This window comes from Vibrio sp. E150_011 (genome assembly GCF_053544015.1).
This window is the reverse complement of the sequence record NZ_JBHFOL010000002.1, coordinates 12,966-26,373: the sequence shown is the minus strand read 5'-3', so window position 1 is coordinate 26,373 and position 13,408 is coordinate 12,966. Positions and strand designations below refer to the sequence as shown.

Below are 13,408 nucleotides of genomic sequence, written 5' to 3'. Positions count from 1 at the left end.
TTTATATGCACATTATAACATTGCCGATTTTTGATAATGGGTTGGAACGTAATTCGCTTTTATTTTACTTATCTGTATTGATGGTTTAGCAAAAAATGAACCATGTTGTGAAAAGGAAGCGTAATGACGGCAAGTTATCGTCGGCAACAGGGAAATAGAATATATGTCTTTGACTCGCTCGCCGATTTAATGGCGAAGGCGACGCCTGAGCGCTCTGGAGATGCGTTAGCTGGCGTATGCGCAGAATCGGCTGCTGAACGAGTCGTTGCACAAATGACACTGGCCGACTTACCACTGAAGACCTTTTTGAACCAGGTTGTTATCCCGTACGAGAGTGACGAAATCACACGCCTAATCATTGATAGCCATGATAATGAAGCCTTTAAACCGATAGAGCATCTAACTGTTGGGGACTTTCGTAATTGGCTTCTAAGTGATCTTGCAGATAGCGTTGCAATTGCACAAATTCGCCAGGGGGTGACCCCCGAAATGGTGGCCGCGGTGAGTAAGATAATGCGCAATCAAGACCTCATCCAGGTCGCTAAAAAATGTCAAGTCATCACCGCCTTTCGCAATACCATTGGCATGCCGAGCCGTTTATCAACGCGCCTGCAACCAAACCATCCGACAGACTCTCTCAATGGTATTGCTGCCACTATTTTCGATGGTCTTATGTACGGCAGTGGTGATGCAGTAATAGGTATCAACCCTGCGACTGATAATGTGCCTCAAGCCATCAAGTTAATGAACTTGATGGATGAAGTCATTCAGCATTATCAAATACCAACTCAGTCCTGTGTTTTAACTCACGTAACAAACACCATTGAAGCCATTGAGCTTGGTGCGCCCGTTGACCTTGTTTTCCAGTCGATAGGCGGCACACAGGGTACAAATGACACGTTCGGTATTAATTTAAACGTGTTGCAAGAAGCCCAAGAAGCCGCGCTTTCTCTCAACAGAGGCACCGTTGGCAATAACGTGATGTATTTTGAAACGGGTCAAGGAACGGCATTGTCTGCGAATGCTTTTCATGGTGTAGACCAACAAACCTGTGAAGCGCGTGCTTACGCCGTGGCGAGACAGTTTGATCCTTTGCTCGTCAATACGGTTGTAGGCTTTATTGGACCTGAATATCTGTTTGATGGGAAGCAAATCATACGGGCTGGATTAGAAGATCACTTCTGTGGAAAGCTACTTGGATTGCCTATGGGATGCGATATTTGCTACACCAATCATGCTTATGCCGATCAAAACGATATGGATAACCTGCTTACGTTGCTAGGCGTTGCAGAGTGTTCTTTCATCATGGGTATTCCAGGTTCCGACGACATTATGCTCAATTATCAAACGACCTCATTCCATGATGCCTTGTACGCTAGAAAGGTATTGGGCTTAAAACCGGCACCAGAGTTCGAGCAGTGGTTGATGAAAATGGGGATCTTTGAAGACATCAATGACGTGCGTCTCAATAATGGCACCGCGAGTTCGTTCGCCGCAACCATCGAACAATTAAACGCGAGGGTCTCTCATGGATAAACTCATCGAACGTAAAGGCCAGAAATCAATAAACGTAGTAATTCGAAACCCTTGGGTTGAGCTTCGAGAGTTCACTTCTGCACGCATCGCATTAGGGCGAACCGGTAACAGTGTACCGACCAACGAATTACTTAGTTTTCAGCTAGATCATGCAAAAGCAATGGACGCCGTTCATTGCGCTTTAGATGTCGATACCTTAATCGAAGGGTTAACGGGTTCAGACCTAATTTTTAAACACACCCACGAGCCACCAATGACAATGACCAGCAAGGTGACCGATCGCCTAATGTATTTACAACGTCCCGATTTAGGACGTCAACTTGATGACGCATCATGGAATAAGCTCGCAGGCATCACCAAAGCACAGAATGCTCAGCCCGATCTAGCGATCGTCATTGCTGATGGCTTGTCATCGGTTTCTATTCAGAATCACGCCGTACCGGTAATCGAACGCTTGATGTCCTTATTAATAAAAGATGACGTCAACCAATGGACAATCGCGCCAATAACCGTGGTCAAGCAGGGGCGAGTTGCGGTCGGTGATGATGTTGCCCAATGCCTTAAAGCGAAAGCCGTACTCGTTTTAGTCGGAGAAAGACCAGGCCTAACATCACCGGACAGTATGGGGCTCTATCTGACATGGGGGGCAAAGCGAGGTTCGAAGGACTCACAAAGAAATTGTATTTCTAACGTACGGCCACAAGGTCTTAATTACGACGATGCTTGCCAGCGTGCGTTCTATTTGCTCACCGAGGCGCGAAAATTACAGCTTTCTGGCGTGAACTTGAAAGACCGATCATTGGTGGATGAGCAATGTCATAAGCATCTCGACGACAAGCACAGCAACAATTTATTAGTTTCTTAATATGTAGAAGGATTTACTATGTCTAATCATCAGGAATATCTGGCCAAAAGGCAGTTAAAAAGAGGCACCGCAGGTTGGATTCTGCTTGCAGGCCTTGGGGTGTCTTATGTTATATCAGGCGACTTTGCAGGGTGGAACTTCGGTATCGCTCAAGCGGGCTGGGGCGGTTTCCTAATCGCGGCGATAGCGATGGCGGTAATGTACTTAACCTTAGTGCTATCGCTAGCAGAAATGTCGGCTGCAATTCCTGCCGCTGGAGGCGGTTATAGTTTTGCTCGTCAAGCAATGGGTCCAACCGGTGGTTTCTTTACGGGTTTATCGGTTCTTATAGAATACGCGCTCGCACCCGCCGCTATCGTTATTTTTATTGGCTCAGCTGTCAATGAACTCATTGGGCTGGATGGCCCTATGGTGTACGCACTTTTCTATGCACTTTTTATCGCTATTCACATGGCAGGTGTTGGTGAAGCGCTAAAGGTTATGATGGTGATTAGTGGATTAGCTGTGCTGGCAATTTTAATGACGGCTGGCGCACTAATTGGTGAGTTTAACATTGATAATTTGTTTGATATCGCGCCAACGACAGCTCAAGCAACAGAAATATTGCCTTTCGGTTGGTATGGAGTATGGGCTGCGTTGCCATTTGCAATGTGGTTGTTCCTAGCGGTTGAAGGCGTTCCATTGGCAGCAGAAGAAGCGAAGAACCCAGCGAAAGATGTACCAAAGGGTATCATTGGTGCGATGCTATTTTTATTAGTAACAGCAACGTTAGTCGTGGTACTTCTTGCCGGGGCCGTCGGGTCTCAAGTTATCGGTGATAGCGCTGTCCCTCTAGTGGATGCCCTAAAAATAACAGGCAATTCAACACTGGCAACAGCCGTCAACATACTAGGTTTAGCTGGCTTGGTAGCGTCATTCTTCTCCATTATTTATGGCTACAGTCGCTTGGTGTTTGCGCTTTCTCGTGCTGGTTATTTACCACAGAGTTTATCTCTCACGAGTAAGAAAAAAGTCCCTTCTCGTGCATTGTTAGTTCCAGGTATTTTTGGGTTTTTAGTGTCATTAACTGGTGAAGGCGACCTCATCCTGGCAATGGCGGTTGTTGGTGCAACCGTATCGTATGCATTAATGTCACTGAGTCATATTTTACTGCGCATTAAACAACCTGAACTGGAACGCCCGTATAAAACACCAGGAGGAATGTTCACGTCAGGGATATCACTCGTTTTATCTCTCGTTGCGATGACTGGCGTCTATGCATTTGATCCATCAGCCTTCTTTATGACTATGGGATTATTTGTTATCGGCGGTGCATATTATGGACTCTATAGTCGTAAAAATTTAGTGGCAACATCAGCCGAAGAAGAGTTTGCAATGTTGTCCGTTGCTGAGCAAGAGTTGACAACAGAAGTAGCACGTTAATTAATTTGAATAAACGGCAATCATATACAAAGCGTCATTTTACCTAACGCAACTCAATCAGTTTCTTTGCATTATCAACGCTCTAAGTCTAATGACTTTGAGCGTTCGTTAGGTTTAGGGGGGACTTTATGCCGAACTCTAATGAAAGGCGTACCTACTTAGAACGACTGTCGTTTATAAGCCCGACTGGGACGCTCGTTATGGAGAAGGTAGATTGAACATATTTAGGGCTCTGTCGAATCAAAAGAATAGCGCTAGATAAACGACTATGACACTAGAGAACTTAGGGATTCATTTACTTGAATCCTATCGCTGTTACTAAAGAAAGATTGTGAATGTATTACAAATAGCCTCAATCGACGCTAATAGGTTTATACTCAGATCAACGATTAGGGTTTAACCCTCACAACGATTCAAACCAAATTGGTTATTATGGTGGTCAACTACCCAACCTTGTTTAATTAACGCTTGAATAGGTTCATTATATTCACATTTTTCATGTTGATAGTAATCACCTTCAATAAAGTTAATTTCATACGCGGTATGGTTTTGGCGGTTTAGCCACTGATCGCGCGAAGTAAGTTGACTATCAGAACAAATCAGGCCACCGAACAATATATCTTTATCCGTCACATTCTGTTTTCCAATGGAGCGGCTACAAACAGCACTTATGGCGTCTGAGACGGAAAGTGATTTCTCTTCTCTTTGTTCATCTGGCATAAACTTCAATCTCAAGAGTGTCTTAGGCTTAGGGCTGTACTGATTACTGTACGTTATATACACCTGAGAAAATTCATACTGACATTTTGTGGCGTCTGTTTCAGAAAACGTCACTGGTAGCGCTGAAGAGAATTCATATCGAGTACCATCCCCACTCACGGTGGGCTCTGCGCTGACTATGATTGACCGTTGTTGCGTCATCCTTGGGTAAGAGCCATAGATTTTTGATTGGCACTCTTTCTCATCGGTGACAAAAAGTACCCTCGCACGCAGCGTAAGATCAGCCGGTTTAGTTCCATGAAAAGAGACCGTTGCCGCGCCTTTAAATGAGACTTCATCCTCAATACCACTGATTGTCAATCCGTGGCTTTGTTTCTGCTTCCAGCCTGGATAATCTGGCGTACAGCCACTGAGTATAGCCATAGATAACATAACGGCACTGCATTGCTTCATTACTCTTATGCATCCTTTCATTGAGTCAATCATCGCTACCGCCATCCATGTAAAATACGATCATAACCAAAACTAGGTCAAACGGTAACGCCTTGAATTAAGCGTTAGGTCTGCCGTAACAAAGTTTGGGGTATGAACGTTTTAGGGCAATCAACCTAAGTCACTCTTGTCCCCGAGAGAGTCATGATTCCAGGTAACGTAACAGCCCTAAGCATCACGGCATAACACGTATCTGGACAGAAGTAAGCTTAAGTAAAAATGCTAATTCGGTTCTTTGATATTGAGAAAAGTAAGTTGAGTCTACCCCTCAGGCTCATCAAGAAGCCCATCAATAATCTGTGAATCGATAGCCTTAATTAAGTATTGAAATTCATCTGCCATCAGTATTCTACCGTTACGATGCACGATTTCGTGTCGTGTCGTATATTAACCGCTTTACGTAACTCCAACATTTTCTACTTGGGAAATTCACAAAGAAGAACGTTGTTGTATAGCCCTGTAACCGTATCTACATTGTGAAATGACATTTTATCAATCTCTTCATTTAGCTTTTGATCTAGCGTAATAACAGTACAAAAACCTCATTCCACTTTATTTTGGCCACGAAATAATTATGACTCTCAACGAATCAACATTTGTTACTATGGCGGTTTACCACTTGCTTTTTCATCGTGTCAGACAAGTACGCTTCCATCGTAGTCATGACACTGGCAAAGATCATTCTTTGAAGAGTTTCGTTATCACTTGAACTATTCAGTGTAGATAGTTCATCAATGGATTGCTTAAAGTGCTGGTAAACACAGTTTCACTAGCTTGAACTTGAGTATGTATCGTATAAAGCAGGTACCTTAAGCCTCGTATACCCTTCGTGATCCCAAAGGACAAGCCTTATGCCACTACGTCATAATCAAGAGGCTAAGTATGCTAAAATGTAACTTATCATTTAAAGTGCGGGCGCTTTACCCAGTTTTGTTCTCAAACTAAATTCAGTAAAGCGCACTTGTCGATAGTCTTCACACAATCGAGAGTTTATGTACCTACCCTTAGAGGATGAACAAGTACTTTGAGATCAAACTGCTGCGAGCATACCACCATCGACAAATATCAACTGACCATTGACGAAATTAGACGCATTTGATGATAAATACACAGCAGTACCTATTAGTTCTTCCAGCTCGCCCCAACGGTCCGCGGGGGTTCTATCTCTGAGCCACGCGGTGAAGACTTCATCATCCACGAGGGCCTTCGTCATTTCTGATTTAAAATAACCAGGAGCAATAGCGTTTACTTGAATATTGTGCCGAGCAAGCTCCACACAAGACCCTCTAGTCAACATTTTAACAGCTCCTTTGGAAGCAGCGTATGGGGTTATTGTATCTCGACCTAACTCCGACTGCATTGAAGCGATATTGATAATTTTACCGCCCTCACCGAGGTCGACCATGTGACGAGCTACAGCTTGAGTAACTAAGAAAACACCTTTTTGGTTTACATCTATCACTCTATCCCAGTCTGACTCCGGAAAATCAAGAAGTGGGTGTCGACACTGAATTCCCGCATTATTAATTAGAACATCAATCTTACCGAACTGTTCAACAATTGAATTAATACCTGCCTGTAACTGCGATGATTTTGTCACATCAAATACGACAGGATCCGCGCTGTACCCCATCTCTCTTAAGTTATTAGAGGCTGCAGCCGCAGCCTCTAATGAACGGTCATTGATAATGATATGAGCACCATGTGAAGCCAAACCCTTGGCTAAAACATAACCAATTCCACGGCTAGAACCCGTGATTAAAATTGTCTTACCTGTTAGATCAAATAAATTCATTATATGCACCTGTTGTAATCTACGTTAAACGTCCATTCATTGTTGACAGGCAATGAATTACAACCGGTTGCATTATTAAATGAAATCGCTATATTTTCTATTATGGCTCAACCCATTTGTGACACGCATCGAATAAATATTAAGCAGAATCTCTCAGTATGAGTTCATGCTTCAATTCAATTAAGGGGGACATCTCACCCTGCCCATTTAATATCTCAATGAGATTACAAAAAGCCAATTCTCCCATCTCCATACGTGGGGTTCTGACACTACTCAAAGAAGGAATAAAATGCGAAGCATATTCCAAGTCATTAAAACCAAAAATGTCTATTTGTTCACCGACCTCTAGACCACGACGTGTTGCCTCCATTGAAGCTCCTGACGCCAAGTCATCATTGATATACATAATCGCATCAACATCTGGCCATTTACGTACTATTTCTATAATACTTCTTTGACCTACCTTCAAGGATGTCGCCCCTGTCATCGTCAACACCTTATCGAAAGGTAATCCGGCTAATTTAAGTTCGGATTGCATTGCAGTCTTACGAATTGAAGCCCGATCATCAAGAAAACATGAACAAAAAGCTATATTTTTCCTACCCTTACCTACAAGATACCGAATAACATCCCTTGTTGCAGTATCATTATTAATCCCAATAACCTGATTAAAATTAGGAGGCTTAGTACAATCCATGATCTCAATGACAGGCTTTGCAAACTGGTCTAGCAACGAAACAGACTCATCGGTATGCGTATTTTCTGTCAAAACGAAACCTGCCACATTCTGTTGGAGGTAATGTTTTATGAGACTTTCCTCTTCCATAGGCGAATAGCCTGTATCGCCGATAAGGAGTGTATACCCTTTTTCCGTACATACTTTTTTAGCGCCAGTGACAATGTCTGAGAATATTTCATTTGATAGACTTGGCACAAGTAAGACCAATGACTTCGACTCACTCGAAGCCAGCGCCCTTGCAGCGTCGTTAGGTACATACTTTAAATCTTTACAAGCTCGTTGAACTTTTAATACAGTTTCTTTTTTAACTTTACTGGAGCCGGATAGAGCACGCGACACCGTTGACTTGTCAACACCAATATATTTGGCAATATCACCAATTGTTACCCTTTTTTTATTCATATCATCTCCACTTCCAGCCGCACCAACAATAGCAAACCGCTAACAAATAAAACATAGAGCGCTATAACTATGTCTTATAACATTCTACTCGCAATGGGCAGATCACACAAAAAAATACAACCGCTTGCATTTGTTTGTTGCTAATCACAATTTTATTAAATCGTTATTGTGAATCTCTTAGTTCGCTGCTTAAAGTACAGTCGACAGGCAGTGAAATGAGTTCAAATTAAGAATCATCAACATCACTATCATTAAGGCGGTAGCATGAAAAATAACATTCTAAAAGTGACCCTTGCTTCAGCACTAGGTATCATTATTTCGGGCTGTGGCGATACAGAAAACAAGAGTGAAGATGGACCCATCACACTCAAAATGAGCCTTGTTGTTCCAGATAATTCAAATTATGCCGATGGTGCGCGGACACTAGCACAAGAAGTTTCAGCAGCGACCAATGATAAAATCAACGTTGAGATCTTCGCAGGCGGTCAGTTAGGGGGAGAACGCGACACCGTTGAACTGGCAATGTCAAATAACTTAGATATCGCGACAGCAGCTAACGCCGTCCTGTCATCATTCATTCCTGAGATGGAAATCCTTGACCAAGCCTACTTATTCGACTCAGTAGAAGAAGCCCATGCTGCTATCGATGGTCCAGTCGGTCAACTTGCCGAGCGTGAAGCACGTAAAAAAGGTTTACATATCATCGGGTGGATGGAAAGTGGATTCCGTGACACTTTTTCAAACAAACCAATCAAAACTATGGATGACTTTAAAGGGTTCACATTACGAACCATGGAAAACAAATACCACCAAAATGCTTTCGCAAGCTTCGGCGCCATGCCGATCGCAATGCCAAGCAACGAAGTATTTACCGCACTACAGCAAGGCACTATTGATGGCGCGGAAAACGCCGTTGCTGACTGTCTAGCTTCTGGCTTCTACGAAGTGACCAAGAACATTTCCTACACAAAGCATGCTTATGTGTACATTGCGCTTGTCATGAGCGAATCTGCAATGGACAGGATCCCAGAAGAGCTTAGAGAACCTTTCCTTCTTGGTGTTCGCAAAGGGGTTGAAGCGCAACGTCAATATCTTCTACAAGCTAACGAAGATGCACGCCTCGAACTCGAGAAAAAAGGGGTTCAATTCTACGATGTTGACATCGATGCGCTACGCGATAGTTATCGAAAATCTGTTGCAAACGAAAACTATCAGTTCGACCCTGAATGGGTAGACGCCATCAACAGCGTTAAAGGATCATAACTGCTTATCTCTATATACATAGGTGGCTATGCCACCTATTCCTAATGACCACAAGGTTATGCCTTATGCAGACAATACTCACCTTACTTGATCGTGCCGAAAAAACAGTTCTGGTTATCGCTTTTGTTGCGATGGTTATCGCTACATTTATCCAAGTCATTAATCGCAATTTTTTTGGTATCCCCTTGGTTGGCATTGAAGAAATAGCAAAATACTCGATGGTGTATCTTGTTATGCTTGGTACCGAGCTTGGCTTGCGTGACGGGACTCAAATCCGAGTCACCGCTTTCGTTGACAAATTACCTCACACCTTAAAATTTGTCATTGTGTCGATTTCAAAAATTATACTCATCATTTTTGCCGCACTTATGTCCAAAGAGTCAGTGACCTTATTTCAACTTCAAATATCATCAGGGCAATTATCTAGTGGGCTTAAGATCCCCATGTATATCCCTTATTTCGCTCTCTTGATTGGCTTTACCTCCATCACGGCAACTCAGTCTGTAGCATTGTTCAATGACTTTAAAAAATTCAAAACAGTCAAGGAGACCGTATGACAGGTTTATTGCTATTTGGTTCTTTCCTGCTTCTATTGCTCATTAGCACACCAATCGCAATGTCATTAGGCATTGCCAGCTCGGTTACTATCCTTTTCTCAGATGCCGTAAACGTGGGGCTTAACGTAATACCTCAAAGAATTTTCGGCGGCTTAGACAGTACATCCATCCTCGCGATACCATTTTTCATTCTCGCAGGAAATTTAATGACAAAAGGCGGCATATCCGAACGCCTTGTACATCTAGCAAACTCTGTTGTCGGCGGATTTAGAGGTGGAATGGCATTGGCTCTAGTTTTAGCCTGTGCGTTCTTCTCCGCGCTATCAGGTTCAGCACCCGCCACCGTCATCGCAATAGGCGCCATGCTTTACCCTGACATGGTGAAACTGGGTTATCCAAAAGATCGAACAGCTGGTTTACTTGTCACTTCTGGTGGTTTGGGGCCAATCATCCCCCCTTCAATCGTAATGGTGGTTTATGGAACCTTGACATCCACCAGCATCGGAAACCTGTTTACCGCAGGTATGGTGGTGGGTGGATTATTAATGACTGTATTAATGGTCTCAGTGGTTATTCTTGCTCACAAAGAAGGCTGGCCAAAATCTGATAAGAAGATGTCAGGGCGCGAGATTTTAACCAGTTTTCTGAGCGCTATCCCTGCACTATTACTACCAATTATCATCCTTGGCGGTATCTATTCAGGCCTACTTACCCCAACAGAGTCTGCCGCCATTGCTGTCGTTTGGGCTCTCTTTGTTGGCACATGTATTTACAAAGAGATAACTCTAACTAACCTCATAGCAATAATCATAGATTCAGCAAAAAGCTCAGCAATGTTGCTGTTCATCATTGCAACATCCAGTTCATTTGCTTGGATTTTTTCATACAGCGGAATCAGTGGAAGCCTGGTTAGTGCCATTGTTTCCATGGAGTTAGGGCCTGAATTATTTATTTTCATTATTGCAATTGTCTTACTTGTCTTTGGGATTTTCCTCGAAGGGATTGCCACAGTGGTATTGCTCGTCCCTGTACTCTGGCCGATTGCAAATGCATTAGGAATTGATCCCGTACATTTCGGAATGGTAGTGGTGATTTCAAACGTTATTGGCACTATGACCCCACCTGTTGCCGTCAATATTTTTGCCTGCTCATCAGTGACTAAGTTACCTATGGGCGACATTGCCAAAGGCCAACTCCCTTTCTTCGTCGCTTTTGTAATGGTTTTCTTCTTAGTGGTATTCGTACCCGAACTCAGCACGTTCTTGGTCAGTTAAATTGTCACTCCGTATTGCCAAAATTCACAAGGGGGTTACTACTGCAGTAGTAACCCCTAAACCAGCCCGCATTGATCCGCACCAGCAGTTTTGGACACTGAGTTAAGCGAGCAAAATCACAAATGAAGTGAACTATGACAAGCAAGAAGAAACATATCAATCCACTCTCCTGAATTTGAGCAGAGCCCCTGAAGCTAGCAAATAAGTGAGAGTTGTTGCAGCCGCTCTCGTTGCATAAATCTCAAATCTACAGTTGGCGAAAAATCTAAAGTAAATTGCTATGTATTTATGTTTGAACCACTGCTGAGTACCTTACCCATATGGTTAAGGTGCTCAGAGTTTCTCGAAGTGGGTTTTATTATTGGATTGCGAGTCGCCACAAGGCGATTCAACACGAGACAGAGCGCCAAAAGCTGATACTAAGGCCAAAGAAGCCTTTGACCTTAGTAAAGAACGAGATGGCTCAAGACGTATTCAGAAAGAACTGGCTGAGAGCGGTGATAACCATAATGTTAAGAGCATTGCTGCCAGTATGAAACGCCAGGATTTAGTATCGAAAGCAGCACGCAAGTTTATGGAAGTGGGTATGGGTATCCTTCCATGTGGCGGAAGAGCATTACGAATGGCTCCTCAGATAGGCCTTAGTCGCGCCCCAGAAATAATCCTCAGCGCTCGTGATTTCGATGCCGATGAAGCAGAAGCTTACGGCACAATCAACAAGGCATTAGAGCCCGATAAAATTGGGCCTTACGTTGATGCACTTACCCAGCGCATTTCTAAATTCCCAGCTGAATCTATCAATGCTTGTAAGCAAATGGTTTACGAATCCATTGACAAGCCAATCGATGAGGCATTGAAAGCAGAGGCCTACTGGTTATTCCAAGCGACGAGTAAAACCGCAGCGGTTAAGCGCTCCCAGATCGCAGACGATCAAGGTTTAGAGCACGATATGGACAATCAGCGTAACTGGGAAGACCTGGTCATGAGGATTCAAGACATCAACTAGTCCATGCTGCTGTGTATCGGGAGTCAATGTCGTTTAGCTCTGACCCCTATGCAGAGTTTGTCAGAAATATCCGAGCTCTCTGTATTCTCCATATTGATTAGCCTATATAAAAAAGATGACCGCTCAAAACCTGCATGAAAAGCGATTTAGCACTGCTCTAAAACATACAGAACTAATTGAGTTCAAGTATGCCACAATAGGTTTTTTGATAGTTTTAGAAGCCTTTTTCCGGTTACGTGTTAGCCTCGACTGGATGTAAAGACATCACATGCAAAAAATGCCACATCGAAAGTTTGCTATCGAACCAAAAGCTCCTGGCTTTTAATAAATCACACCAAAAGAAAATAGGGCACTTCTGAGTTACGAAGTGCCCCTGCATTGGTTCTGAGCAGAAAAAAGTTCGGTAGCGTTACCTATTAAGAAAGTTGCTTGGTAAAGAACTCAAGAGTACGTTCCCATGCCAACTCCGCTTCTTCTTCAGCGTAACGGCCCGTTGAATCGTTGTGGAAGCCATGATTCACTCCGTCATATGTATAAGCTGTATATTCAGCACCAATCTCTTTGAGCTCTGCCTCATAGTCGGGCCAAGTGGCATTCACGCGTTTATCGATCCCAGCAAATTGGATGAGCAATGGCCCTTTAACATTTTTTCTTAAATCAGGTGCTGCAGGAGTACCATAAAATGGAACCCCCGCATCTAACTGCTCTGGCATTACTGCAGCCAACATATTGACGATATAACCACCAAAGCAAAATCCGACAGCGCCTAGTTTTCCATTACTTTTTTCATGAGATTTCAAAAAGTTCGCTGCGGCTATAAAGTCCTCTTCAATTCGCTCCCTTGATAGCGATTTTTGCATCGCTCGACCTTCATCATCATTGCCTGGGTAGCCTCCAAGTGAATAAAGTGCGTCAGGTGCAAAAGCGATAAATCCCGCAGCCGCCAACCGTCTTGCTACATCCTTAATATATGGATTTAGCCCCCTATTTTCATGAACAACTAATACAACAGGTGCATTACCCACCAGCTCATTGGGTACAACTAAGTAACCACGACCTTCTCCGTACCCTTTAGGTGAAGGAAACGTCTCGTAGGTGGCTTTGATGGAAGGATCATTAAAAGAGACCTGTTCTGCTTTCGCATAGTTAGGGATCAGTGCAGAAGTTAGTGTTGTCATGGTCAAGCCAAGCACAGCTAAGCCTGATAGACGAGCCATAAATTCTCTTCGATCAATTAGACCGTGCGCATATTCGTCATACCAATCAAATGCTTCTTGAGGGATAGATCTAGTTGGTGTTGATTGAGATTCGTTCTTTTGATTCATAACTTTTCCTTG

General features: G+C 43.4%; 10 protein-coding genes and 2 pseudogenes. 8 read left to right on the top strand and 4 right to left on the bottom strand.

What is annotated here, in order from left to right; all coding sequences use genetic code 11:
• The first annotated feature begins 123 nt into the window (after nucleotides 1–123).
• The 3 genes from ACE1OE_RS03315 to eat are packed head-to-tail and all read left to right on the top strand — an operon-like array spanning nucleotide 124 to nucleotide 3,823.
• The gene (locus ACE1OE_RS03315; protein WP_449210128.1) at nucleotides 124–1,536 is read left to right on the top strand and encodes an ethanolamine ammonia-lyase subunit EutB; all 1,413 of its coding nucleotides are present in this window, start codon (nucleotides 124–126) and stop codon (nucleotides 1,534–1,536) included.
• Nucleotides 1,529–2,401: an ethanolamine ammonia-lyase subunit EutC gene (gene eutC / locus ACE1OE_RS03310; protein ID WP_449210127.1), complete on the top strand. Its 873-nt coding sequence runs from the start codon at nucleotides 1,529–1,531 to the stop codon at nucleotides 2,399–2,401. The genes ACE1OE_RS03315 and eutC overlap by 8 nt, the downstream gene beginning before the upstream one ends.
• An 18-nt stretch (nucleotides 2,402–2,419) precedes the next feature.
• Nucleotides 2,420–3,823, top strand: a complete 1,404-nt coding sequence (gene eat, locus ACE1OE_RS03305) for an ethanolamine permease (protein WP_449210126.1) — start codon at nucleotides 2,420–2,422, stop codon at nucleotides 3,821–3,823.
• 396 nt (nucleotides 3,824–4,219) lie between these two features.
• Here eat and ACE1OE_RS03300 read toward each other — a convergent pair whose 3' ends face one another.
• The 3 genes from ACE1OE_RS03300 to ACE1OE_RS03290 all read right to left on the bottom strand — a co-directional run bounded on the left by ACE1OE_RS03300 (nucleotide 4,220) and on the right by ACE1OE_RS03290 (nucleotide 7,971).
• A complete protein-coding gene (locus tag ACE1OE_RS03300; protein WP_449210125.1) occupies nucleotides 4,220–4,996 on the bottom strand; it encodes a hypothetical protein in 777 nt (258 codons plus the stop codon).
• A gap of 1,069 nt (nucleotides 4,997–6,065) precedes the next feature.
• The gene (gene idnO / locus ACE1OE_RS03295) at nucleotides 6,066–6,830 is read right to left on the bottom strand and encodes a gluconate 5-dehydrogenase (protein WP_449210124.1); all 765 of its coding nucleotides are present in this window, start codon (nucleotides 6,828–6,830) and stop codon (nucleotides 6,066–6,068) included.
• Nucleotides 6,831–6,969: 139 nt separating this feature from the next.
• On the bottom strand, nucleotides 6,970–7,971 hold the full coding sequence (locus tag ACE1OE_RS03290; protein ID WP_449210123.1) for a LacI family DNA-binding transcriptional regulator: 1,002 nt from the start codon (nucleotides 7,969–7,971) through the stop codon (nucleotides 6,970–6,972).
• A 264-nt stretch (nucleotides 7,972–8,235) separates the two neighbouring features.
• On the opposite strand from ACE1OE_RS03290, the gene ACE1OE_RS03285 reads away from it, so the two are divergent.
• From ACE1OE_RS03285 to ACE1OE_RS03265, 5 genes and pseudogenes are all read left to right on the top strand, one after another.
• Entirely contained in the window at nucleotides 8,236–9,234 is a 999-nt protein-coding gene (locus ACE1OE_RS03285; protein WP_449210122.1) for a TRAP transporter substrate-binding protein, read from the top strand.
• 65 nt (nucleotides 9,235–9,299) lie between these two features.
• A complete protein-coding gene (locus ACE1OE_RS03280; protein WP_449210121.1) occupies nucleotides 9,300–9,791 on the top strand; it encodes a TRAP transporter small permease in 492 nt (163 codons plus the stop codon).
• On the top strand, nucleotides 9,788–11,065 hold the full coding sequence (locus tag ACE1OE_RS03275) for a TRAP transporter large permease (protein WP_449210120.1): 1,278 nt from the start codon (nucleotides 9,788–9,790) through the stop codon (nucleotides 11,063–11,065). Before ACE1OE_RS03280 ends, ACE1OE_RS03275 begins: the two co-directional genes overlap by 4 nt.
• A 258-nt stretch (nucleotides 11,066–11,323) precedes the next feature.
• Nucleotides 11,324–11,639, top strand: a pseudogene (locus tag ACE1OE_RS03270) (IS3 family transposase); the annotation flags it as partial.
• Nucleotides 11,640–12,071: pseudogene (locus tag ACE1OE_RS03265) on the top strand (enoyl-CoA hydratase/isomerase family protein); the annotation flags it as partial.
• A gap of 416 nt (nucleotides 12,072–12,487) precedes the next feature.
• On the opposite strand, the gene ACE1OE_RS03260 reads toward ACE1OE_RS03265, so the two are convergent.
• Nucleotides 12,488–13,396: a dienelactone hydrolase family protein gene (locus tag ACE1OE_RS03260; RefSeq protein WP_449210119.1), complete on the bottom strand. Its 909-nt coding sequence runs from the start codon at nucleotides 13,394–13,396 to the stop codon at nucleotides 12,488–12,490.
• Between the last annotated feature and the right edge of the window lie 12 nt (nucleotides 13,397–13,408).